Here is a 22090-nt window from a genome sequence, read left to right on the forward strand (position 1 = left end):
CATGGCCACCCCCGCGCTTCTACCGGTCATGCCCACACGAGGGTCGAGCGCTTTTTCTGCGCCACCATTGACGGAGGCGCAGCCTCGTGCGACACGCGCAGCTGCACCAGCGATCCATGCTGCGCAAGCCGCCCAGGAAAGCGCCGCCGACGCATGGCTCGCGCAACTCGCCGTCACCGCGCTGATCGAAGAAGCGCAGCTCACGCCGAAGCCGGCGTTGGTGGATCGGCGCGGCAGCGGCGCCCACCGCGATCTCGATCTCGCCATCATGCTGCGCTCCGCGCATGCGCTCGAGCCGACCTTCGCCGAGCTGGCTCGCGCCGCGCGCCGCAGCCTGCCATCCGCCACCTTGCGCGCGGAGCTGGCGCAGATCGGCCGTGCCGGCGAGCACGAAATGATGCGCGCCACCGGCGGCAGCAATGCCCATCGCGGCGCGATCTGGATCGTCGGGCTGCTGGTGGCGGGTGCAGCGCTTGCACAGCGCGACGGCACCCAATCCGCCGCCCGCCACCCGAACGCCGGGAGTCATGCTCAAGCGCGCGCCCACGCAGCTTCGCGGGTCGCGCTTGCCATGAAAGTCTGCACGCTGGCCGCCCAGATCGCCTGCTTTCCAGACCGCTTCGCGGCCGCTCCCGACAGTAACGGCGAACGCGCGCGGCAGCGCTATCAGGTCGGCGGCGCACGCCGTGAAGCGCAGGACGGTTTTCCGCACGTCATCGCGGTCGGCCTGCCGGCGTTGCTGGCCGCACGTGCCAACGACATGGGCGAAGACGCCGCGCGCCTCGACGCGCTGCTCGCGATCATGAGTTCGCTCGACGACACCTGCCTGCTGCATCGCGCCGGCCTGCCCGGCCTGCACGCCGGCCAGCAGGGTGCACGCCGGGTGCTCGAACTCGGCGGCAGCGCCACCGCCGCGGGCCGCACGGCCCTCGCCGAACTCGACCGCGCGCTGCTCGCCCTCAACGCATCCCCCGGCGGCGCAGCCGATCTGCTCGCCGCCACCCTCTTCATCGACATGCTGGTGCATCGCGACACCAGCGGGAGCCAAACCTCATGGAACATCTGACGTTCGATTACCCGGCGCAACGCGCCGTCACGACCCGTGCGCATGTCGGCGTGGTCGGCTCGGGCGACCTCGAAGTGCTGTTGTCGCCGGCTTCGGCGATGACGGCACACGTGGTCGTGCGCACCAGTGTCGATGGCTACGGCCACATCTGGAAAAGCGTGCTCGACCGCTTTTTCACGCGCTACGACGGCGCGGCGCAGATCGAGATCAACGATTTCGGCGCCACACCTGGGGTGGTGGCACTAAGGCTTGCGGAAGCGGTCGAGGAAGCGGAACAGGGAGATCAGGCATGAGCACGGTTGCGACCTCTCAAGCGACGCCGGTGCTGCATGACAGTTTTATCGAGCTGTCGGCGCGCGAACGCGCCCGCGCCCTGCTCGACCCCGGTACGTTTCGCGAACTGCTCGGACCGTTCGACCGGATCGAGTCGCCGTGGCTGCCATTGCAAGGCATTGTCTGCCAGGCCGACGACGGCTGCGTGATCGCGCGCGGCACGATCGACGGCGAACCTGCCGTGGTCGCAGCGATCGAGTCGGCGTTTCAGGGCGGCAGTATCGGCGAAGTGTCCGGCAGCAAGATCGCCGCGGCGCTCGAACTCGCCTTGCGCGACTGCGAACGCGGCAAACCGGTGCGTCCCGTGGTGCTGTTCGAAACCGGCGGCGTGCGCCTGCAGGAAGCCAATCTGGGCCTCGCGGTGATCGCCGAGATCCAGGCGGCGATCGTCGCGCTGCGCCGGCATGTGCCGGTGGTGGGTGTGATCTCGGGCATGGTAGGTTGCTTTGGTGGCATGTCGCTCGCCGCCGCGCTGTGCTCGTATCTGGTCGTCACCAAGCAGGGCCGGCTCGGTATGAACGGGCCGGAAGTGATCGAACAGGAAGCCGGTATCGACGAACTCGATTCCAGCGACCGGCGCCATATATGGCAACTGATCGGCGGCGAACAGCGGGCCCTCACGGGCCTTGCCGATGCCCTCGTCGAGGACGATCCGCATGCGTTGCGTGCGGCGGTACAGCGCGCCTTCGTGCTGGGTATGCCGCCGGCGCACCGTAGCGAACAGGTCGACGCCTATCTCACACGGCTCGCGCAAACCGACCCCGCCGACGTCACTCCCGAAACCATGCGGCGCGTGTTTCATGCGAGCGCCGCAATGCAATCCTCGCAGGAGGAAGCATGAACGATACCTCCCTGACTCGCGGCGCTCGCTGGTTCCGCGCTCTTGCCGGCGAACCCGTCGGCGCGGCGCCGGTATGGAGCGGCGATGCCCCGCTCGGCAACGACACGGCTCGCTTCATCGCGGTCGTGCCCGACCCGCAGAACCGCTTTCCGCGCGCCACCGACAATGTCGTCGGCCTCGAACAAGGCTGGCAGCTCGCGCGCGCGGTGCGCGAGGTGATCGCCGCCGATGCGCAAAGCGCTACACGCCGCCCGATCGTGGCGATCGTCGATGTGAAAAGCCAGGCCTATGGCTACCGGGAAGAGACGCTCGGCATTCACCTGGCGTGTGCGGCAGCCGTCGATGCCTACGCGTCGGCACGCGATGCCGGGCATCCGGTGGTCGCGCTGATCGTCGGGCCGGCGATGTCCGGCGCGTTCCTCGCGCACGGCTATCAGGCCAACCGCATCGTCGCACTCGATGCCCCTGGCACGATGGTGCACGCGATGGGCAAGGAAGCCGCCGCCCGCGTCACCCGTCGTACGGTCGAAGCGCTTGAAGCGCTCGGCGAAACCATTGTGCCCATGTCGTATTCGATGGCCTCGTTCGCCAAACTCGGCTTGCTCGACGAACTGATCAAAGGCGTCGACGCCGATGCGCCAGACGCTGCGCAGATCGAGCACGTGCGCCAGGTGCTCAGCGATTCGGTGCGTAGCGCGCGCGCCGATGCACCAGGCCTCGCGCATCGGCTGCAGTCCGACACCGCGAAGAAGAACCGCGCGGCCTCGGTCGAAGTGCGGCGGCGGCTGGCGGAACAATGGGACGCAGTGTGATGCGGACCGCTGCGGCGTCTGCCGAGCCTGTTTCAGCGACATCGGACGGGCCGGTTGGCACCGGCGTCCAGCACCCAGGCGGCGGCGACTGGCAGGCGCATGACCTGCTGCGCCTAAGGCGCCTACCTTCGTTCGACGGCGAGCCGGACTGGGTACGCGCCGCCTTCGCGCGCTCGCCCTTCGCCGTAGTCAGGCGGGCCTTGGCTGCACCTGGCCTCGTCGCAGTCGGCATGCGCGGCAGCGGCCGCGCCGAGCGCTATGGCACATGGGCCAAGGCCGCCGATATCGAAGCCACGATCCGGCCCGAGGAACTCGCGGCCGGCGCACCTGCGGATGCCACGCGCCGCGCCCTGCCCGCGTTCGCCCTGCTCGCCGCCTTGTGCCGCGACATGCAATTGCTCTGCGAGTTTTCATGGGGGCCCACAGGTAGCGCCGGATTCGAACTCGCGACCGGCACACCGACCGTCACCGCGACGAGCGATCTCGACCTCTTGATCCGCGCACCGGAGAAACTCTCCCGTGAGGCCGCGACGCAAATGTCGAACGAACTCGAAACGCATGCGCAGCGTGCCGGTATCCGGATTGACGTTCAACTGGAAACACCCGCCGGCGGAATCGCCCTCGCCGAGTGGGCCGCGGGTAAGACTCGCGTGATGGCACGCCATGTGCAGGGACCGCGATTGCTTGCGGACCCGTGGGATCTGACAGCCGCGCAAGCGCCGGTTCAAGCGCCCGGGCAAGCATGATGCTCGCTTATCAGTTCCCCGGTCAGGGTGCGCAATCGACCGGCTTCCTGCATCGCTTGCCGCAGCATCCTGTCGTGCATGCAACGCTCGACGAAGCCTCACAGGTGCTCAGCGGCCAGATGCTGACGCTCGACACGCCAGATGCCCTGCGCTCCACGGTTGCGGTCCAGATCGGTCTTCTGGTGGCGGGCGTCGCAATGGTGCGCGTGCTGGCTGACGCCGGGTTGACGCCCGATATCAGCGCCGGACTCTCGGTAGGCGCTTACGCGGCAGCAGTGAGTTGCGGCGCGCTTGAGTTCGCGGACGCCCTGCGCATGGTGCGCAAGCGGGCCGAGTTGATGGAGGCGGCCTATCCCGCAGGCTACGGCCTTGCCGCCATTTCCGGGCTGACTGAGCATCAACTGGAAAACCTTGCCGCTGAGCAAACCAAGGAGGGATTGCCGCCGGTATATATCGGCAACGTCAACGCACCGCGGCAGATCGTCATGGCCGGAGCGGACGCCGCGCTTGTAGCGTTGATCGAGCGCGCACTCGCCAGCGGTGCGCGCAAAGCTACGCGTTTGGCTGTGAGCGTACCGTCACACTGCGAATTGCTCGCGGATGCCGCCGACCAGTTGACGGAGTACGCCCGCGACGTACCTTTTCACACACCGAGTGGCATCTATGTCGGCAATCGCCGCGGCCGGGCGCTGTATAGCGCAGAAGCCATTCGCGACGATCTTGTAACCAACATGCGCTACACGGTTCGCTGGTTCGACGCGCTTACCGTCATGCTCGAAATGGGCGCGAAGGTGCTGGTTGAAGCACCACCGGGCCAGGTGCTGACCGACATTGTTCGCGAGAACTGGCCGGAGACAATCGCGATCGCAACCAGCAGCATCGCGCCCAACCAATGGGTTGCAACCGTGCTACGCCGGCTCGCAGCAGACGAGCGCTGAAGCGTCTCACCGCTATGTGAGTTGCTCATTCTACGGATCGGCGTGTTCCCGGCATTCAGCAATAAGCAATACTAAGTTGTTTGCGGGCGACAGTAGACAGAATGTTCTTACGTCCTATGGGACCATCTACACGCCGGTCTGCCCCGTTGCTGCCGAAGTTATGCGCATAAACTTATATTTCTTATTTTTTATAAGCGCCGACGGCGCCACTAGGCGCACAGCCCCCAGCGCCCATACCGTGATTCAAAACCGCGATCCAGCCCCATTAACTGACCTGGCGCAATCGCCACTAGCCCAAATTTCCCGCTCCCGCCCCCTTTCGAGCCGCTTTTTGATGAGATTTTTACGCGCTTACATGCACTATTTAGATGACCGGTACGCGCTAGCCGCTACGCTGTAATTGATCCTGCTGCGCTCCCGCAGACAGATCCAACGGTCAATTGATGGACAACCGATCATGTTAAAACTACTGGTTCCTGTCAGCCAGTCGACGCGCTCGCTACAGGCCGTCCGACATGCTGCGTTCCTCTACAACGAACGATGTGCATCCGAAATCGTCTTGGTCAATGTGCAGCCCCCGCTCGAATCGACGCGCCTTGAAGCTTTCTACCCCCTGTCAAAATTGCGCGCCCTCGAAGATGCCTATGCCGAGGCTGCACTCAGCCGCGCCAAGCGCATTCTCGAAGACGCAGGCGTTAAATATTCAGTAGAAGTCCGGGTTGGGCCGCTGGCGCCGACCATCGCAAATTGCGCAGAACAAAACGACTGCGACGAAATCGTCGTCGCGGCACCCCGCAAGGACCTGTTCCACGCCGTCGCACGGCTCGTGAACCGCAGTGTGCTGGACCGCCTGGTGAGCATCTCCCGGGTACCGGTCACCGCCGTCAACTGAGGCAGCCGGAGCGGGCGGCAACATTGGAACGCGTGTGTTTGCACCGCGCGTCCAGCATGGCCGCCCAGCGCCTCGCCTGCAGGCGTCGCCGCGCACCTGGCGCAGACACGGCTAACGCCCCGACATTACCCAGCGAAACGTCAGATTGATCCGCTCGCCGGTGACACGCGGCTCCTTGGGCACCCGGTGCCGCCACTGCGCCTGCGTGTTCCCACGCATAACCAGCAGACTACCGCCCTTGAGCTGATACGACTGCACCAGCCCCGTCTTGTTGTGCCGTAGATCGAAGGTCCGGGCCACGCCCAGACTCACCGACGCAATCACCGGTCGCGCGCCCAACTCGCGCTCGTGATCCGCGTGCCAGCCCATGCTGTCCATCCCGTTGCGATAGCGGTTAATCAGCACACTATTGAAGCGACACCCACAGATGGCTTCGACGCCCGCCCTCAGTTCGGCCACCGTCGGCGTCCATGTCTGCGGCACATTGCGAATCCCTGAATAGACGTAGACGGCATCTGCCTCGCCCTGCCAGGCGGTAAGACGCGGCAACAGCACGCAGCCTCCCGGCGTGCCCATCGACTCCTGTTTCCACGCAACTTCGTCGATGAGTTGCGTCAAGGTGTGCTCAGCCGCCTCGGGCGCGAGCCAGTCGGGGTACCAGAGAACGTCGGGCTTGGGAAGATCGTCGAACAGATCGTTCATGAGATAGCATGTCGCATGCGCGGCAGCGCGCGCGGATAGAAATGAGCCCAGCTATTATGGAGTGAACCGCAACGGCGAGTCACACCGCGGCCTTGCGCTCTCTTTCTATCGTCTCCGATTTTTCTCTCCAGCGGATTTACCATCATGACGCTCTCCGACGACGCACTCGATCAACTCTTTCGCAGCGCACGCACACACAATGGCTGGCAAGCCAAACCGGTCGAGGACGCCCTTCTCAAGCAGTTGATCGAACTCGTCCTGCTAGGACCGACCTCGGCCAATTCGAGCCCCGGCCGCTTTGTGTTCGTGAAATCGCAGGAAGCCAAGGAAAAGCTGCGCCCCGCTCTCTCCGCAGGCAATCTCGAGAAGACGATGGCTGCGCCGGTCACGGTGATCGTCGGTATGGACATGGCTTTCTACGAGCATCTGCCGAAGCTGTTTCCGCATGCCGATGCGCGCAGCTGGTTTGCCGGCAACGAAAAAGCCATCGCCGACACCGCGTTTCGCAATGCCACGCTGCAAGGCGGTTACCTCATCATGGCGGCACGCGCGCTCGGACTCGACACCGGGGCGATGTCGGGCTTCGATGCGACCAAGGTCGACGAAGCGTTCTTCGCGGGCACCACCGTGAGGGCCAATTTTCTTATCAACCTCGGCTATGGCGATCCGACCAAGCTGTTCGCGCGCAGCCCGCGCTTTAGCTTCGACGAAGCCGCGCAAATCGTCTGACGTGACCGGCGCGCTGTAGATTTCAGCTGAAGAGCGCCACGTAAAACACGACGGCGCCAATCAGCGCGCCGACAAAGCAGAACCCCTCTTCGGCCTCGTCACCGCGCGAGCGCAGCCACGCCCCGACAACGCCGAAGAGACCCGCGATGCCAAGCGCCACGAACACCATCACCACGTCGAATAGCGCATCTCGGCCCAGTTCGGAAATGTCGAGACCGCGCACGCCGTAGTACAGGCCGATCGCCATCAGCGACAACCCCACCATCGGCAACATCACATGACTGCCCTCATAGCCGACGTGATGCGGATGGTGGCCTGGTCTGGTCAGTTTCATGATGCGTCTCCTACATCGCTCTCTAAACGGGCGATAGACCGAGCCATGCGATGCAACCGTTGTACCCGGCAATCCGCCGCCAACCCGCACACAAGGCGAAGTGACGAGGGCGAGGCCGGCTGCAACAGGGCCCTCTTTGAGGATAGTCCACGCGCAGGGACAATTCAAAAGCTGTTTAATTCGACTTTTCCCTGCGATCCGCCAAGCGGCAATAGCGACCTTGCCCATCATGATGTCGTGCCGGATCCGCCTTGATTTTGCGCCCCGGCACACCCGGAAAAACGCAACATTGGGGCGCTCCGGCAGACGTGGCGACATGCCGGTAGAATGAGCTGCCATGCCGGCCAAGCGGCACCGCAAGCGCCCTGGCGTTTGCGCGTGCGTCCGGCCCCCTTCCGCCTCTACCCCTCTCTATGCGCCGCTTATCGTTCTTTGTTCGCTTTATTGGCATTGGCGTCCTGCTGCACATCTATGTCGGTTTGCGGATCATTCCAGACCTGCCTGTCGACACCACCGCTCGATGGCTCGCGGCGCTTTGGCTCGTGCTGTCTTGTCTGTTGATTCCGCTCGGCATGCTGGCGCGGACCATCGAGCAGCAGCCGCTCTCCGACCGGCTCGCGTGGGTCGGCCTGCTGGCGCTGGGCTTTTTCTCGTCGCTGCTGGTGTTGACCTTCGCGCGCGATCTGGCACTGGCCTCGCTGCTGACCGTCGACGCGATCTGGCCGCACACCATCCAGATAGCGCGCTGGCGTACCGGCTCCGCCGCGGCCGTGCCGCTACTCGCGCTGCTCTCCACTGCGGTCGGCCTCATCAATGCGCGGCGCCGTGCACGGGTTGTCACGATCGACGTACCGATCGACGACCTGCCGCAAGCGCTCGACGGCTTCACCATTGTTCAGATCAGCGATATTCACGTGGGGCCGACCATCAAGCGCAGCTACGTGGACGCAATCGTCGATGCGGTGAACCGCCTCAAACCGGATCTGATCGCCGTGACCGGCGACGTGGTCGACGGCAGCGTGCCGCAGTTGCGCGACCACACCCGGCCGCTCTCGCGCCTGAGTGCGCGGCATGGCGCCTATCTGGTCACAGGCAATCACGAGTACTACGCCGGCGCCGACGCGTGGATCGATGAGTTCCGCCGACTGGGCTTGCATGTGCTGCTCAACGAACACGTGGTGCTGGAGCATGAAGGCGCGCGGGCGATTATCGCGGGCGTCACCGATTATTCGGCGGCCCATTTCGATCCCACCCATCGCAGCGACCCGGTGGCGGCGCTCGCGGGCGCTCCCGGCGACATACTCATCAAGGTACTGCTTGCGCATCAGCCACGTTCGGCCGAAGCCGCTGCGCAAGCCGGATTCACGCTGCAGTTGTCGGGCCACACGCATGGCGGCCAGTTCTTTCCGTGGAATTTTTTCGTGCGCCTCCAGCAGCCGTTCACGGCGGGGCTCGCACGGCTAAACGGATTGTGGGTTTATACGAGCCGCGGCACTGGATATTGGGGACCGCCCAAGCGGCTTGGTGCACCTTCGGAGATTACCCGGTTGCGTTTGGTGCCAGGCGAGCCGGGCTGAAAGGAAGGGAGCGGAAGCGAGAGCACAAGCCCTCGCATAAGGTCTAAAGCGCAACGTAAACGCGCTTCTATTGAGCTTTTAACTGAAAATACGCGGAGCGCCCGTACGGGCGCTCCGCGCACAAACTACACCAGCAACCACGTCAGCGCTGCGGGTGACGCTTTACTGCGCCGCAGGCGCCACCGCCACGCTTACTTGCGGGGTATAGGCTACGTCGACGTGCATACCCGGTTGCAGGTTGGCCAGCTTCGCCGGGTCGCGGCCCTGGATATGGAACACCGCACCATCGGCGCCCTTCAGTTGGACCACACCGGAAGCATGGTCGAGCGCAACGACCTCGGCCGTCACGTTCTGCGGCGTCTGAGCCGCGACCGAACCACGCGACGGGCTTACCAGCGCGCTGCGAACCATACGGATGTGGACCTTGCTGCCCGGCTGGATATGGGCAAAGTTGCTGGCATCCGCGACGGTGAACGAAGCCTCGCCGCCATGTGCGTCGACCACGGTGACGGCGTGGTGCGCCTGGTCGAGACTCTTCACGACCCCGTCGGCCTGCAACACGCTGTTGCCTTCAAAAGCCACCGGAAGGGAGTCGGCCGCGGCCGAAACCAGCGGTGCTGCTGCGATCAATGCGCCAGCAACGACGCCAAGGGCTTTCTTGTTCATGCAATCCTCAATCAGGTAATAACAAAATGAGAATCAGGCCGCGGACAGACGCGCAAGGAGCGCGCCCCGGTCACCGGGAGCGCTCACGCTAGGTTAGGTGGGAGGGCACCTGGTTCGGTCGCCGCATGCGAATGGGCGCATGGGCTGCACGACTTGATTCAAGGCGCGGACCAGTGTGTTTTCCGGGATGGGTCTTGTCAAGCTTCGGACTCCATATTTAATTTGAGATTGGGAAGCGGCTTTATAGGGATAAGCTCGTCTGCTGCCGGAACAGGAAAAACGGCCGGAGCCGGAGCATGTCGCAGGTCTGCGGCGCACAAACCAGCAGGCGGCACTCAAACACCGATAAATTGGGGCCACAACATCGACGGCGGCGGTTGCAGCGCTCGGCCACGGATTTGATGCCGAAGCCGCGTCACGCCCGCCCAAAGCGCCCCCGAAAGGTCTAATTGTTCATTTTGCGTTCAAATGAACAGCGTGGCGCTTGACGGCGCTCGTTTGCGAACATAGGATGCGATTAAGCGACCTAGATATCGGTCATCATATGACCATTCTGCCCTGATGCCTGCAGTTTTTGCCGATTTTAGGCATAACCAGCGTTTATCGACGGCCTGACCGGATATAAAGTCATGTGATGACCTATCAGATAGACTACCGAGCCCTGCATCAAGAACATGGGCGGGCAAGCCGATCCGGACGCCGCCTCAAAAACAGAATCGGACAGGATGGAGACAGCGTTGAAAACAATCAAAGGCTTACGTTGGTGGATCATCGTGCTGGTGTGTCTCGGCACGATCATGAACTATCTCGCGCGCAATTCATTGGCCGTGCTGGCGCCGGAGTTGAAGCACGTATTCGACCTCACAACCAAGCAATACTCGTATGTGGTCGGCGCGTTCCAGATCGGTTATACGATCATGCAGCCGGTGTGCGGGCTGATCGTCGATCTGATCGGCCTGCGGCTCGGGTTCGCGCTGTTCGCGGCGCTATGGTCGCTTACCGGCATGCTGCACGGTTTTGCCACCGGCTGGCTGTCGCTCGGTGCGATGCGCGGCGCGCTCGGACTGTTCGAGGCGGCCGCGATCCCCTCCGGCATGAAGGCGGTGGCGGAATGGTTTCCCGACAAGGAGAAATCGGTCGCGGTCGGCTATTTCAACGCGGGCACCTCGCTAGGCGCCCTGCTCGCGCCACCCGTCGTCATCTTCCTGTCGCTGCGCTTCGGCTGGCAAGCCGCCTTTATGGCAACCGGCGCATTCGGTTTTGTATGGGCCGGGCTCTGGTATGCGCTGTATCGCTCGCCGGCCGAGCATCCGCGCGTCTCTCGCAAAGAGCTCGCCTTGATCCAGGACGGCCAGACCCAGTTCGCGCCGGCCAGCCAGCGCCCGGTTCGCGAGATTCTGCGCTCGCGTCGTTTCTGGGCAATCGCGCTACCGCGCTTTTTCGCCGAACCGGCCTGGCAGACCTTCAGCTTCTGGATTCCCCTCTATCTCGTGACCGTGCGTCACATGGATCTGAAACAGATCGCCATCTTCGCCTGGCTGCCGTTTCTGGCCGCAGACCTCGGCGGCATCTTCGGCGGCTATCTGTCGCCGTTCCTGATCCGCTATTGCCGTATTCCGTTGATCTGGTCGCGCGTGGCGGGCGTGATCCTCGGCGCGTTCATGATGATCGGACCGGCCTGTATCGGCCTCGTTGCGTCGCCGTATGAAGCGATCGCGCTATTCTGCGTCGGCGGCTTCGCACACCAGATGATCTCCGCGCTCGTCAACACGCTGAGCGCCGACGTGTTCGATTCGGATGAAGTGGGCACCGCCAGCGGCTTCGCGGGCATGGCCGCGTGGATCGGCGGCCTGAGCTTTTCGCTGGTGGTCGGGGCGCTCGCCGATACGGTCGGCTATGGACCGTTGTTTGCCTGCCTCGGCGCCTTCGATCTGGTCGGCGCCACGCTGCTCGTCGTGCTGATACGCGGCCAATCGAAACATGAACGCAAGCTCGCGCATGCCTGACAGGCCGGATGCGGCTCACCCCCATTCAACCAGAGGAAGTCCGATGATGTCGCTGTTGCATCCTCCCGTTTTCGAACCCGCCGCCCCGTCGGGCAACCTCGTGCGCCTGAACAGCGCGGCGGGACCGGTGATTGAAATCTTCGTGCTCGAAGAAGACATCGTGCGCGTGCGTGTGTTGCCCGATGGCGTGGCGCATGGCCCGCGCACCTGGGCGATCGCGCCGGGACTCGACGACGTTGCCATCGAAGGCCGCGATCGCCTCGACCTCACGGGCTATAGCTTGCCGCCTTTCAGTCTGCGCTCCGGCGGCGCTCAACTATGCATTGAAACCTCGCAAATCAAACTCACAGTCGCACTGCATGGCGGTTTTTGCGCGTGGGAGCTCCGCAGTGGCGACGCCTGGCGCCGCGTGCTGCAGGACCGCGCGACCCAGGCGTATAACTTCGGCTGGTGGGACGAGCGCGTCTACCACTATGTGCGCCGCGAACCTGGCGAGATGTACCTCGGTCTGGGCGAGCGTGCCGGTTCGCTCGACCGCGCCAATCAGCGCTATCAGATGGTCAACATCGATGCGATGGGCTACAGCGCGAAAAACACCGATCCCCTCTACAAGCACATTCCCTTCTACCTCACATGGCAGCGTGAAGCGGCGCTCGGCTTCGGCCTTTTCTACGACACCCTCGCCGACTGCACGTTCGACATGGGCCGTGAGCTCGACAACTATCACGGCCACTATCGCCATTTCATCGCGGAGCATGGCGACCTCGACTACTACTTCATCGCCTCGCCCGCGACGCCGCTCGCTGCGGTGCGCCGCTTCACCTGGCTCACCGGTCGCCCGGCGTTGATGCCCAAATGGGGCCTCGGCTACTCCGGCTCGACGATGAGCTACACCGACGCGCCCGACGCGCAGCAACGCATGGGCGAATTCATCGAGCGCTGCCGCGAACACGACATCTTGTGCGACTCGTTCCACCTGTCGTCGGGCTATACCTCGATCGGACCGAAGCGTTACGTATTCAACTGGAACCATGACAAGTTCCCTGACGTGGACGGCTTCGTGCAAGGCTATCTCGAACAGGGCGTTCGCCTGTGCGCCAACATCAAGCCGTGCCTGCTGCGCGATCATCCGGAGTTCGAACAAGTGGCGCGCGACCGCCTGCTGATTAACGCTAGCGACGGCGAGCCGGCCTGGGTACAGTTCTGGGACGAAGTCGGCGCCTATCTGGACTTCACGAACCCCGACACGATTGCATGGTGGCGCTCGCGCGTGACCGATGCGCTGCTGCGTCACGGCATTGCGTCGACCTGGAACGACAATAACGAATTCGAAATCTGGAGCCCGGACGCCATCGCCCACGGCTTCGGCAAGCCCTATCCCGTGCGCGAGGCGAAGGTACTGCAGACCCTGCTGATGATGCGCGCCTCGCGCGATGCTCAACGCGCGTATGCCCCCGAACAGCGGCCGTTTCTCGTCTCGCGCTCGGGCGGGGTCGGCATGCATCGCTATGTGCAGACCTGGTCGGGCGACAACTACACGTCGTGGGAAACGCTGCGCTACAACCTGAAGATGGGACTCGGACTCGCGCTATCAGGCGTGTCGAATATCGGCCACGATATCGGTGGTTTTTCCGGCCCCGCGCCGGACGCAGAACTCTTTGTGCGCTGGATTCAGTTCGGCATCCTGATGCCGCGTTTCAGCATCCACTCGTGGAACGACGACGGTACCGTCAACGAGCCCTGGATGCACCCGCAAGCAACCCGGCAAGTCTCCGACCTGATCAAGCTGCGCTATCGCCTGCTGCCGTATCTGTACCATCTGCTGTGGGACTCGACACAACACTACGAGCCCGTGCTGCGCCCTACCTTTGCGGAGTTCCCAAACGATCCGCACTGCTATGCAGACGGCGACGACATGATGCTCGGCGCATCGCTACTATTCGCGCCGGTGGTCGAGCCGGGGCAAATGGAGCGCGAGGTTTGGCTTCCGGCGGGCGCAGAGTGGGTCTCGTACTGGAGCGGCGAAGCATTTGCAGGGGGCCAGTCGGTGACGCTGCCCGCGCCATGGGAACAACCCGTCATGCTGATTCGCGAAGGCAGCGTCGTGCCGCTCAACGTCGCGACTCAACACTTCGCCCAACCGGCCGAGCAGCGCGGCTTCATGGTGGCGCCGTATCGAGGCACGGGCGTCGCACTAGGCGAGTGCTTCGAGGATGACGGCGAATCGGAAGCCTGGCGCAATGGCGTATACGGTTGCTGGAAGGTGAGCGTCGCAAGCGATGTGGCGACCCTTACCGTCACCGTTGACTGGTCGGGAGACTGGCGCAGACCGTTCGACTCAGTAGAGGTGTTGCTGCCTGCCTCCGATTCCCGCCGCATCGTCGCTGGCAACGCGACACTTCGCAGTGAGGTGCGCTCTCAAACCTGGACCCGGCTCATTCTCGATTTGCCCGCGACATGAGACACCGGCATGACACGGCGGTTGACTTCCGGTCATGCCGCTGCCTAAAATCCGTCCACACGTCTAACCGGACTACCCATCTTGGACAGTAGCAGTTATCGATCTTCGATTCACCCAATCGCCTGATCGGCAAGCTCGCCGCGCCAGCCTAATCCCTGCCGCCGTCTTGCCATCAGGCCAGACGGTGCGCGCCGTAGTCATTCCCGTGCACTTGTCACTTGCAATTCACCGCTGCCAGGCTTGAAGCCTCGCAGCGGCCATAGCATTCGCGTCGTGAGCGTTAGGCCGCACGCGTCGTCACGCGTCGGCCCTCGCGGATCGTTAGCGATGCTGTCACGCGTATGGTTCAAACTATGCGTCTAGCACGCCTCGACTACTAATCTCATGACGCTTGATTTCGTATGGCGGCTCCTCGCCGCTTTCTCCTGTGGTGTCGCCATCGGCATCGAACGGCAAATGCGCCAGCGCACGGCCGGTCTGCGCACCATCACGCTGGTCGCGAGCGGCGCCTGCCTGTTCGTCACGCTGGGCGTGCTGACCGGCAACGGCACGGCTGGCGTCACGCAGATCGCGGCGTACGTCGTATCCGGCGTCGGCTTCCTCGGCGGCGGCGTCATCATGCGCGACAAGGGTTCCATCCAGGGGATCAATACTGCTGCCACCCTGTGGTGTTCGGCGGCGGTGGGCGTGTTGTGCGGTGCGGGACATTTCGGCCCGGCGCTCGCCGGCACGGGCATCGTGTTGCTGACGAATACCGTACTGCGCGAAGTCAGCCGCACCATCAATGCGACGCCGGTGTCAAATGCCGACCTCGTGCGCGAATATGTGCTGACCGTGGTCTGCCGCGAGGACGATGAGATTCATATCCGCACGGCGCTGTCGAATTCGATGTACTCGACACCCCTGTCGTTTCAGAGTCTGACGAGCGAAGACGTGACGGAGCAGCCGGGCCGCATCCGCGTCACGGCGACCCTGAAACTACACCCCAAGGATCAGTCGAAGCTCGAATTGATGGCAAGCCGCATCAGCATGGAAACGACCGTTTCCAGCGTAAGCTGGATCGCTAAAGAAGCGGAACCGACGCCGGAGTAGCGTCGCATCCCGGACGGTAGCGGGCAAGCGCGGCTCGCTGCCTTGCCGCCCCCCCCAACGCCCGGTCGCATTGCTGCCCACCCAAGCCCGCAAACGCAAGGCTGGGCGACCCAGCCCACGTACCGGCAAGTCCGCGCCTTGCACCCAGCGGCCGCTTCATCTATAACAACCGTAGACGAAACATCGGCCGACGCTCCTTGGCAGCAATGGTAGAGTGTGCCGGGTAGGCCGATGAAGCGTATGCCTGTGCAGCCCGAGACCGAGAACGAAATGAACCGAGCGACTGCGCGTTGGATGTCCCTGCCTATCCGCCATGGCGGCTGCCGCCATGCGTCCTGTACCGCTCTCTCGCCGGCCTCGTGGCTGGCCCCGCCGCCATAGATTCAGACATTGTTAAATCCATATCCTGAATATGGACTGCACTAATCCGTTGGACTAAGCTCTGTCACCGTGAATTTTTCACGCTCAACCATGGAGTCTTGATTATGGAACACGGCATCATTGCATGGCTCATCATTGGCGCGATCGCCGGCTGGCTGGCGGGCGTGCTCGTCAAGGGCGGCGGATTCGGGTTGATCGTCGACATCATTGTCGGGATCGTCGGCGCGTTCATCGGCGGTTGGCTGGCGGGCGTTCTGCATATCTCGCTCGGCGGCGGCTGGATCGGCTCGATCATCACGGCAGTGATCGGCGCGGTGATTCTGCTGTTTATCATCCGGCTGTTCAAGCGGGGCGCCTAGCGCCTTAAGCGTCAGGCGGCCTCGGTCGCCTGACGCGTGCTGTCTTACCCGAGCGCTGTGCGGGCCATCAAGTCCGCGCGGCGCTCTGCTCCAGCATCGAGCCGGTTTCGTTCAGGCGGATATGCCAGGAGAATGCCCGCTCCAGACGGTGAGGCGTTTGCCCACCATGCGTCAAGGCATCCTTGTAGTAGTCGCGCAGCATGTCGCGATACAGCGGATGCACACACTTCTCGATGATCGACACGGCACGCTCACGCGGCGCGAGCCCGCGCAGATCGGCAAGACCCTGTTCCGTGACGACCACATCTACGTCGTGTTCGTTGTGATCGCAATGCGGCACCATCGGCACGACGCTTGAAATGCGCCCATCCTTCGCAATCGACTTCGTCGCAAAGATCGCGCACGACGCATTGCGTGCGAAGTCGCCCGAGCCGCCAATGCCGTTCATCATGTGGGTGCCGCCCACATGCGTTGAATTGACATTGCCGTAGAGGTCGAATTCCAACGCAGTATTCAGCGCGATCAGGCCGAGACGGCGAATCACTTCGGGATGGTTGCTGACCTCTTGCGGGCGCAATACCAAACGGTCCCGATAACGGTCCAGCTCGCTGAACACCTGGGCATGGCGCGCCGCGGACAGCGTAATCGAGGCGCCCGAGGCGAACGTCACCTTGCCGGCATCCATCAGGTCGAAGGTCGAGTCCTGCAGGACTTCCGAATAGATTTCAAAGGCTTCGAAGGGCGATTTGACGAAGCCTGCCAGCACGGCATTGGCAATCGTGCCGATGCCGGCCTGCAGCGGCGGCAGACGAGCCGGCATGCGCCCGCGCGATACTTCATGCTGCAGAAACTCGATCAGATGGCCTGCGATGAACCCAGTTTCCTCGTCCGCGGGCAAAACCGTGGACGCGCTATCCGGCATGTTGGTGATGACGATGGCAGCGATCTTCTCTGGTGGAATCTCGATGGCGGGCGTGCCGACCCGATCGCGCGGATGGACGATCGGCAACGGCTCGCGGTTGGGGCGGCGGCCCGGAATCCAGATGTCGTGCAGCCCTTCGAGCGCGAGCGGCTGTGCGAGGTTGATCTCGACGACCACCTTGTCGGCGAGGATCGCGAAGCTTGCCGAATTGCCCACGGAGGTGGTAGGCACAATGCCGCCGGTTTCGGTGATCGCCACCGCTTCGATGATCGCGACATCGAGCTTGCCGAGCTGATTGGCACGCAACATCTCGACCGTTTCGGACAGATGCTGATCGACAAACATCACTTCGCCACGGTTGATTGCGTCCCGCAAGGTCTTGTCGACCTGGAACGGCAAGCGGCGCGCCAGCACGCCGGCCTCGGTCAGCATACGGTCGACGTCGTGGCCGAGCGATGCGCCGGTCATCAAGGTAATGCGCAACGGCTTGCCTTCGTGACGCGCTCGTTCGGCCAGCGCAACGGGCACGGCCTTCGCATCGCCCGCGCGCGTGAAACCGCTCGCACCGACGCGCATGCCATCCTGAATCAGCAGGGCCGCGGCAGCGGCGGTGGTGACTTTGCCGCGTACCGCGGCACAGCGAATCCGGTCTTCGTACATGCTACTGAGTCTCTCCATGATCAACCTTCCAGTCTACCGTTGCACACGTCTTCGGCGCGGCTAGATCAGCAGTCGGGTTGTCGCACCTCAAGCGGCGTCTCACGATGGAGAGTGCCGCTGCGAGGCATGCGTCGCGCAACAAGCCACGACGGATTAGTATGGCTTTTAGCTACCGAAAAAGAGATTACAGTAGCTCACGGGCCCGACACATTCGGCAGGCTTCTTCACCGGCGCAGTCATGCGTCCTTGCTGAAGCGCGCTGTTCGCGTGCTGGTCAGCGGCTTGCGCAATCTGTTGCCCCTCGGCGGCGGGTGCTACGGCCTGTGCATGAGCCGCTGCGGCAGACAAGGAACAGGCAATCAGAACAACCTTCAACGCTTTCATCTATTTCTCCGGTGCTTACGATCATGCCTCCTGGAAAGTCCTTTTCGGGGACTGCGAGGCACTGGACAAACTATATGACCGGCATGTGAGCAGATAAACGGCCGCGACTGGAAGTGATCTTTCCATCTGGCAGAAAGATCGCAATGCGATCTGGATTAACGCCCATTCGCATTAAATGGTGCGTCTTTATCGAGCAAGGCAGTACGAATGAAATGCAGGCAACCGAGTATCCGCTGCATGTCATGGCGCCGTTCGCGATCTGCATGGACGGATTGCAGAACCGCCTGCACGGCGTCGATCGTCACGCCCACTGACGCGAGCGCACGCGCCAGAGAGCGCGCTCCCGGCTGCTCGAATAGCCCTGAGATATCCACCTGCATTTGCTCGAGGCAGGTGCGCCAGCGCGGCTGCATTGCTTCAGCGTAGGCGGCATGGGCGGCTTCGTTGCGCAGATCGATGACGGCGTGTCCCACTTCGAGTGTGACAAGCATCCAGCGCAGCGCATCGCGATGCTGACGCGAGCGTTTCGTCAGCAGTACGCGCAATTGCGCCATCAGATCATGGGTGCTCGACTGAAAATACTGATTCAGGCCGCGTAATTCGCCGCGGCATGCGAGTACAACCTGTGCGCGCAAACTCCCCTTGATTTTGCCGATCAGCCACGGCATCTGCGCGGGGAAAATCACCGCAAATGCCAGCGAGGCCGCGAGCATCGCCGCCACAATCGCGATACCGTTATTGATTAACAGGTCTGGCTGGTAAATCACCACGTTATCGGGGGCGGCGAGCAAACAGAAGAACACCGAAAAGCCCACGCCATAACCGGAGACGCCAGGACGCATCGCGAGGAACGCGCCAAAGGCCAGCACGGGCGCGAGCGTCGCGCAGAGCAGCGGAAAGCCCTCGATGTTCGGATAGACGTAGCAACTAAACAGGTATCCCGTCATCGTCGCGAAGATTGCACCAACGGCCATCTGCAAGGTCAGTTTCGACGCGTTGGGCGCCGTCGAAGTCAGGGCGCAAGCGAGCGCGGCGCCGATGACGGCGAGGCCGCCGCTCGGCCAATCGGCTTCGATCCAGAAGGCGCCGACGATCGCCATCACGACCACCGTACGCAAAAAGGTAAGCCCGACCACAAAACCGTTCGTTTTGCTGACATACCGGACGGTCTGCCGCTCCTTGACAGGCTTGCCGTGCTCGAGCGACGCGTAGGTGTCCGTATAGCGGATGAACTCGTCGACGAAGCGATACAGCAACTCGGCTGAAGTATCGAAATCGGCCAGCAGGTCGGAGGCCGTGCTTTCCAGCGGCCGGCGCGTCTCCCGCACCCGGCGTGGCAGCATCGCCTGAAAGGCACGCAGTTCGACAGCGACGCGAGCCGCATGGGCGGCGTCACAAGCCTGAGCCGTCTGCCGGACCAACAAGCGCGACAGATCTTCGAAATACGGGGTGATTGCCCGCATGACCGCGTTCGGGCCACCCGCCTGCACCCGCTTGATGAGCTGGCGCAGTGCATGCAGACGGGCGCAGGCATCCATGAACTCGCTGTTCAGCCGCGCGAGCCGCTGGCTACGCGAGCGCATGCCCGGGTCTTCGAATGCCGCAAACGTACGGGTCGCCTCGAAGCCGACAATTCCATCCACCAAGTCGGCAAAGCGCGCTTCAAACATGCCCCGCTCGACCTTGCCACCCAGCACCTGAGCGGCGAACGCAGTAAAATCAAGATATCTTTTGCGCAACCCGCGTTGCAGCGCGAGGCTCGACCTTTGCGGCACGATCAGCGCGCTCACTGCGCTCGAGCACACGATGCCGACCGCGACCTCCGAGGCGCGCGTCAGCGCTGCGAGGAACAGGGCGTTCGGCTCCATGACGGTCGGCACGCCGATCAGGGCGGCGGTGTACCCCGCCAACACGAAGCCGTACCATCGAAAATGCCGATACCGGACCGCCGCAGCAATACAGGCCCCCACCCAGCAGGTCAACCCGGCCATGTACAGCTCGGGCTGCTGGACAAACACGGCCCCCAGCACGAGCGCGGCGACCGTCCCCACCACGGTCCCGATGATCCGGTAAAAGCTTTTTGCAAGCACCATGCCGCTGAACGGCTGCATCAGTACGAACACAGTCGTCATGGCGGTGCGGGGTTGCTGCAGATCAAGCAACATGGCGATGCCCAGCGCGAGCAACGCCGCCGTCACGGTCTTCAACAGATGCAGCCAGATAAGGCCGTCGCTCGCCGCCCAGTCACGGCTGGCCGAGGCGCTTGCACGCAGCATCACGCCCCAGCGCCGACGCGGGTCGGACGTTTGTTGGATCAGATGCTGGCGTTTCATGGAAAGAAAACCGCGCCCCGGATGGTGACTCGAATTCAGGAAGGCGCCGGACGCCGCACTGCACGCACCGGCTGGCAAGGGGCCGATTGTAGGAGCCTCCGAGGCATGCATTAATGCGACATACCGGGAACATCCCTTCCAGATCGAACAACAATAGGAATGCCGGACAGGCGGACAATACGGGTTCTCTCTCGAATACGTCGAACAAAAAGATCTGATGGATACGCTACAAAATATGCGGGTGTTCGTCCGCGTGGTCGAAGCCGGTAGTTTCACGGCTGCGGCTCAATCGCTCAACTCCACGACCGGCGCCATGTCGCGCGCGGTTTCGGAGCTCGAGGCCCACCTGCGGACCCGCTTGATGAACCGCTCCACCCGGCGCCTCGCGCTCACGACGGCGGGTGAACGCTATCTGAAGCGTTGTCAGCAAATTCTCGCTGACGTCGGCACAGCGGAAGAAGAAGCCAGTTGCGCGCACGAACGGCCCACCGGTGCGTTACGCATGCACAGTTTCGCCAGTATTGGGCAGCATTACGTGCTGCCGGCGATCTCGCGTTATCGCGCGCTGTATCCCGAGGTGACGGTCGAACTGACCCTGTCGCAGCGCATGCCGGACCTGTTCGAAGGCAGCGCCGACGTGGCGGTCGTCACGGCGTCCACATTGCCTAATTCGGACCTGGTTTCGCTGCTACTGGGCGCTACATTCAACATTCTGTGCGCATCTCCCGCCTATCTGCGCACGCACGGCGCACCGCAGCAGCCACGCGATCTCGCCCATCATGAGTGCCTGATCCTGCAAACGCCGGCCTTCCCGGCCAACGATTGGCTGCTCGAAGGGCCCAGCGGCAGCGAGCTGATGCAGGTGAGCGGGCCTGTGCAGGTGAATATCGCGGAGTCGCTGGTGGTGGCGATTCGCGAAGGTATGGGGATCGGTATGTTGCCGCTCTACGCTGCGATCGATGGGCTGCGTGACGGCTCGCTTGTACGGGTTCTGCCGCAGCACACACTTCAGCGGATGAATATTTACGCGCTCTATCCGTCGCGCAAATTCATCGATGCCAAAACCCGCACCTGGGTCGAATTCCTGCGCACGCATATGCCGAAAGTCATTACCCGAGACGAAGCACTGCTCGCGGAGGTGGGGTTGGTCGATCCACTCGAGACCGTCTTGCCGGTGCATCCGGGGACGATGGCCGAACCGGGTCATCCCGGTCAGCAGCCGGAGCATTGAGACCAGGCGGCGCCCGCTCCATGATTGCGGCTAATTTGCTTTTCGCCGAAGCTGTGTTCGATCACTTCGGTGTCGGCTGTCTGCATACCAAATGGCTGAACTTCGGTCTGCTGTGGACAGGGACGCTGGCGGCGTGCGGGGTGATGTAGCTGTCGCTTTGACGGCAACGGACGGATTTGTTCGCCGGTGCGGTGTGGGATCGTTGAGGTCCTGCCGCCTGGTCCAGCATTTTCCGGGCGCGTAAACGCAAAAACCCCGCCTTTGTTGGGCGGGGTTTCTGGACATGCTAGGGAGCCTGACGATTACCTACTTTCACACGGGAATCCGCACTATCATCGGCGTGGAGTCGTTTCACGGTCCTGTTCGGGATGGGAAGGGGTGGTACCGACTCGCTATGGTCATCAGGCATGACTTGTTGCCGTGTCGCCTTTGTGGGCGGCACAGCCAATCTGGAAGAAGTAGCTGAGAGGATGCCTCTCGTTTGATGCGGGTTGTGTTGTTTCTGGCACAACACTGATCACTCAACCTGTGCGTGGTGTCCTGCCCCCTTCGGGGGTGGGATCACTGTAAGAGCTTTGCATGGGCCCGGAGTAAGTGCTAAAACACTCACTCCGACCGACAGCTG

At 63.0% G+C, this 22090-nt stretch carries 21 protein-coding genes and 1 rRNA gene; 15 read left to right on the forward strand and 7 right to left on the reverse strand.

What is annotated here, in order from left to right; translation table 11 throughout:
• Nucleotide 1: 1 nt before the first annotated feature.
• The 7 genes from BLQ92_RS27325 to BLQ92_RS27355 all read left to right on the forward strand — a co-directional run bounded on the left by BLQ92_RS27325 (nucleotide 2) and on the right by BLQ92_RS27355 (nucleotide 5628).
• Nucleotides 2-1066 carry a triphosphoribosyl-dephospho-CoA synthase gene (locus BLQ92_RS27325; protein ID WP_244106257.1) on the forward strand — a complete coding sequence of 355 codons (1065 nt, stop codon included), beginning with the start codon at nucleotides 2-4 and terminating at the stop codon, nucleotides 1064-1066.
• Entirely contained in the window at nucleotides 1054-1359 is a 306-nt protein-coding gene (locus tag BLQ92_RS27330) for a malonate decarboxylase subunit delta (RefSeq protein ID WP_090688997.1), read from the forward strand. The genes BLQ92_RS27325 and BLQ92_RS27330 overlap by 13 nt, the downstream gene beginning before the upstream one ends.
• Nucleotides 1356-2240, forward strand: coding sequence for a biotin-independent malonate decarboxylase subunit beta (locus tag BLQ92_RS27335; RefSeq protein ID WP_090689000.1), 885 nt, complete (start codon nucleotides 1356-1358; stop codon nucleotides 2238-2240). The genes BLQ92_RS27330 and BLQ92_RS27335 overlap by 4 nt, the downstream gene beginning before the upstream one ends.
• Nucleotides 2237-3052: a biotin-independent malonate decarboxylase subunit gamma gene (mdcE, locus tag BLQ92_RS27340; protein WP_090689002.1), complete on the forward strand. Its 816-nt coding sequence runs from the start codon at nucleotides 2237-2239 to the stop codon at nucleotides 3050-3052. The genes BLQ92_RS27335 and mdcE overlap by 4 nt, the downstream gene beginning before the upstream one ends.
• The gene (locus BLQ92_RS27345) at nucleotides 3037-3798 is read left to right on the forward strand and encodes a malonate decarboxylase holo-ACP synthase (RefSeq protein ID WP_090689004.1); all 762 of its coding nucleotides are present in this window, start codon (nucleotides 3037-3039) and stop codon (nucleotides 3796-3798) included. Before mdcE ends, BLQ92_RS27345 begins: the two co-directional genes overlap by 16 nt.
• The gene (gene mdcH / locus BLQ92_RS27350; RefSeq protein ID WP_090689006.1) at nucleotides 3798-4736 is read left to right on the forward strand and encodes a malonate decarboxylase subunit epsilon; all 939 of its coding nucleotides are present in this window, start codon (nucleotides 3798-3800) and stop codon (nucleotides 4734-4736) included. The genes BLQ92_RS27345 and mdcH overlap by 1 nt, the downstream gene beginning before the upstream one ends.
• Before the next feature lie 457 nt (nucleotides 4737-5193).
• Complete coding sequence (locus BLQ92_RS27355; protein ID WP_090689009.1) at nucleotides 5194-5628, forward strand: universal stress protein; 435 nt, start codon at nucleotides 5194-5196, stop codon at nucleotides 5626-5628.
• Nucleotides 5629-5739: 111 nt separating this feature from the next.
• Here BLQ92_RS27355 and BLQ92_RS27360 read toward each other — a convergent pair whose 3' ends face one another.
• Nucleotides 5740-6330 carry an alpha-ketoglutarate-dependent dioxygenase AlkB family protein gene (locus BLQ92_RS27360; protein ID WP_090689012.1) on the reverse strand — a complete coding sequence of 197 codons (591 nt, stop codon included), beginning with the start codon at nucleotides 6328-6330 and terminating at the stop codon, nucleotides 5740-5742.
• A gap of 144 nt (nucleotides 6331-6474) precedes the next feature.
• On the opposite strand from BLQ92_RS27360, the gene BLQ92_RS27365 reads away from it, so the two are divergent.
• Nucleotides 6475-7059 (forward strand): malonic semialdehyde reductase, encoded by a 585-nt coding sequence (locus BLQ92_RS27365; protein WP_090689014.1) that lies wholly within the window; start codon nucleotides 6475-6477, stop codon nucleotides 7057-7059.
• Nucleotides 7060-7081: 22 nt separating this feature from the next.
• Here BLQ92_RS27365 and BLQ92_RS27370 read toward each other — a convergent pair whose 3' ends face one another.
• Nucleotides 7082-7393, reverse strand: coding sequence for a hypothetical protein (locus tag BLQ92_RS27370; RefSeq protein ID WP_090689017.1), 312 nt, complete (start codon nucleotides 7391-7393; stop codon nucleotides 7082-7084).
• 413 nt (nucleotides 7394-7806) lie between these two features.
• Between BLQ92_RS27370 and BLQ92_RS27375 the strand changes: the two genes are divergently transcribed.
• Nucleotides 7807-8970 carry a metallophosphoesterase gene (locus BLQ92_RS27375; RefSeq protein ID WP_090689020.1) on the forward strand — a complete coding sequence of 388 codons (1164 nt, stop codon included), beginning with the start codon at nucleotides 7807-7809 and terminating at the stop codon, nucleotides 8968-8970.
• Between the two features lie 162 nt (nucleotides 8971-9132).
• Here the strand turns inward: BLQ92_RS27375 and BLQ92_RS27380 are convergent, their stop codons facing one another.
• Nucleotides 9133-9636 (reverse strand): hypothetical protein, encoded by a 504-nt coding sequence (locus tag BLQ92_RS27380; protein ID WP_090689021.1) that lies wholly within the window; start codon nucleotides 9634-9636, stop codon nucleotides 9133-9135.
• Nucleotides 9637-10373: 737 nt separating this feature from the next.
• On the opposite strand from BLQ92_RS27380, the gene BLQ92_RS27385 reads away from it, so the two are divergent.
• The 4 genes from BLQ92_RS27385 (at nucleotide 10374) to BLQ92_RS27400 (ending at nucleotide 15935) form a co-directional block, all read left to right on the forward strand.
• Entirely contained in the window at nucleotides 10374-11642 is a 1269-nt protein-coding gene (locus BLQ92_RS27385) for an MFS transporter (RefSeq protein WP_090689024.1), read from the forward strand.
• Nucleotides 11643-11688: 46 nt separating this feature from the next.
• Nucleotides 11689-14103, forward strand: a complete 2415-nt coding sequence (locus BLQ92_RS27390) for a glycoside hydrolase family 31 protein (RefSeq protein ID WP_090689080.1) — start codon at nucleotides 11689-11691, stop codon at nucleotides 14101-14103.
• A 384-nt stretch (nucleotides 14104-14487) separates the two neighbouring features.
• Nucleotides 14488-15195 carry an MgtC/SapB family protein gene (locus BLQ92_RS27395; protein ID WP_090689027.1) on the forward strand — a complete coding sequence of 236 codons (708 nt, stop codon included), beginning with the start codon at nucleotides 14488-14490 and terminating at the stop codon, nucleotides 15193-15195.
• A gap of 485 nt (nucleotides 15196-15680) precedes the next feature.
• The gene (locus BLQ92_RS27400) at nucleotides 15681-15935 is read left to right on the forward strand and encodes a GlsB/YeaQ/YmgE family stress response membrane protein (RefSeq protein ID WP_090689029.1); all 255 of its coding nucleotides are present in this window, start codon (nucleotides 15681-15683) and stop codon (nucleotides 15933-15935) included.
• Nucleotides 15936-16002: 67 nt separating this feature from the next.
• On the opposite strand, the gene BLQ92_RS27405 is transcribed toward BLQ92_RS27400, so the two are convergent.
• The 3 genes from BLQ92_RS27405 to BLQ92_RS27415 form a co-directional block, all read right to left on the reverse strand.
• Nucleotides 16003-17517: a succinyl-CoA:acetate CoA-transferase ScpC gene (locus BLQ92_RS27405; protein ID WP_090689032.1), complete on the reverse strand. Its 1515-nt coding sequence runs from the start codon at nucleotides 17515-17517 to the stop codon at nucleotides 16003-16005.
• A 165-nt stretch (nucleotides 17518-17682) separates the two neighbouring features.
• Nucleotides 17683-17901, reverse strand: a complete 219-nt coding sequence (locus BLQ92_RS27410; RefSeq protein ID WP_090689034.1) for a hypothetical protein — start codon at nucleotides 17899-17901, stop codon at nucleotides 17683-17685.
• 155 nt (nucleotides 17902-18056) lie between these two features.
• A complete protein-coding gene (locus tag BLQ92_RS27415) occupies nucleotides 18057-20234 on the reverse strand; it encodes an FUSC family protein (RefSeq protein WP_090689036.1) in 2178 nt (725 codons plus the stop codon).
• Between the two features lie 217 nt (nucleotides 20235-20451).
• Here BLQ92_RS27415 and BLQ92_RS27420 point away from each other — a divergent pair, with 217 nt between their 5' ends.
• Nucleotides 20452-21465, forward strand: a complete 1014-nt coding sequence (locus BLQ92_RS27420; protein WP_090689038.1) for a LysR family transcriptional regulator — start codon at nucleotides 20452-20454, stop codon at nucleotides 21463-21465.
• A gap of 20 nt (nucleotides 21466-21485) precedes the next feature.
• A complete protein-coding gene (locus tag BLQ92_RS41145) occupies nucleotides 21486-21614 on the forward strand; it encodes a hypothetical protein (RefSeq protein WP_279607927.1) in 129 nt (42 codons plus the stop codon).
• A gap of 144 nt (nucleotides 21615-21758) precedes the next feature.
• Here the strand turns inward: BLQ92_RS41145 and rrf are convergent.
• Nucleotides 21759-21871: ribosomal RNA gene (gene rrf, locus BLQ92_RS27425) — 5S ribosomal RNA — on the reverse strand.
• Between the last annotated feature and the right edge of the window lie 219 nt (nucleotides 21872-22090).

It is taken from the genome of Paraburkholderia phenazinium (assembly GCF_900100735.1).
GTDB lineage: Bacteria > Pseudomonadota > Gammaproteobacteria > Burkholderiales > Burkholderiaceae > Paraburkholderia > Paraburkholderia phenazinia.

Bases quoted from the DNA above. Each gene is read 5' to 3' on its own strand.
- BLQ92_RS27415 (WP_090689036.1), bottom strand. From the start codon at position 20,234: ATGAAACGCCAGCATCTGATCCAACAAACGTCCGACCCGCGTCGGCGC.
- BLQ92_RS27365 (WP_090689014.1), top strand. From the start codon at position 6,475: ATGACGCTCTCCGACGACGCACTCGATCAACTCTTTCGCAGCGCACGC.
- BLQ92_RS27360 (WP_090689012.1), bottom strand. From the start codon at position 6,330: ATGAACGATCTGTTCGACGATCTTCCCAAGCCCGACGTTCTCTGGTAC.
- mdcH (WP_090689006.1), top strand. From the start codon at position 3,798: ATGCTCGCTTATCAGTTCCCCGGTCAGGGTGCGCAATCGACCGGCTTC.
- BLQ92_RS27345 (WP_090689004.1), top strand. From the start codon at position 3,037: ATGGGACGCAGTGTGATGCGGACCGCTGCGGCGTCTGCCGAGCCTGTT.
- BLQ92_RS27405 (WP_090689032.1), bottom strand. From the start codon at position 17,517: ATGTACGAAGACCGGATTCGCTGTGCCGCGGTACGCGGCAAAGTCACC.
- BLQ92_RS41145 (WP_279607927.1), top strand. From the start codon at position 21,486: ATGATTGCGGCTAATTTGCTTTTCGCCGAAGCTGTGTTCGATCACTTC.
- BLQ92_RS27410 (WP_090689034.1), bottom strand. From the start codon at position 17,901: ATGAAAGCGTTGAAGGTTGTTCTGATTGCCTGTTCCTTGTCTGCCGCA.
- BLQ92_RS27325 (WP_244106257.1), top strand. From the start codon at position 2: ATGGCCACCCCCGCGCTTCTACCGGTCATGCCCACACGAGGGTCGAGC.
- BLQ92_RS27395 (WP_090689027.1), top strand. From the start codon at position 14,488: ATGACGCTTGATTTCGTATGGCGGCTCCTCGCCGCTTTCTCCTGTGGT.
- BLQ92_RS27375 (WP_090689020.1), top strand. From the start codon at position 7,807: ATGCGCCGCTTATCGTTCTTTGTTCGCTTTATTGGCATTGGCGTCCTG.
- BLQ92_RS27400 (WP_090689029.1), top strand. From the start codon at position 15,681: ATGGAACACGGCATCATTGCATGGCTCATCATTGGCGCGATCGCCGGC.
- mdcE (WP_090689002.1), top strand. From the start codon at position 2,237: ATGAACGATACCTCCCTGACTCGCGGCGCTCGCTGGTTCCGCGCTCTT.
- BLQ92_RS27330 (WP_090688997.1), top strand. From the start codon at position 1,054: ATGGAACATCTGACGTTCGATTACCCGGCGCAACGCGCCGTCACGACC.
- BLQ92_RS27355 (WP_090689009.1), top strand. From the start codon at position 5,194: ATGTTAAAACTACTGGTTCCTGTCAGCCAGTCGACGCGCTCGCTACAG.
- BLQ92_RS27370 (WP_090689017.1), bottom strand. From the start codon at position 7,393: ATGAAACTGACCAGACCAGGCCACCATCCGCATCACGTCGGCTATGAG.
- BLQ92_RS27420 (WP_090689038.1), top strand. From the start codon at position 20,452: ATGGATACGCTACAAAATATGCGGGTGTTCGTCCGCGTGGTCGAAGCC.
- BLQ92_RS27390 (WP_090689080.1), top strand. From the start codon at position 11,689: ATGTCGCTGTTGCATCCTCCCGTTTTCGAACCCGCCGCCCCGTCGGGC.
- BLQ92_RS27380 (WP_090689021.1), bottom strand. From the start codon at position 9,636: ATGAACAAGAAAGCCCTTGGCGTCGTTGCTGGCGCATTGATCGCAGCA.
- BLQ92_RS27335 (WP_090689000.1), top strand. From the start codon at position 1,356: ATGAGCACGGTTGCGACCTCTCAAGCGACGCCGGTGCTGCATGACAGT.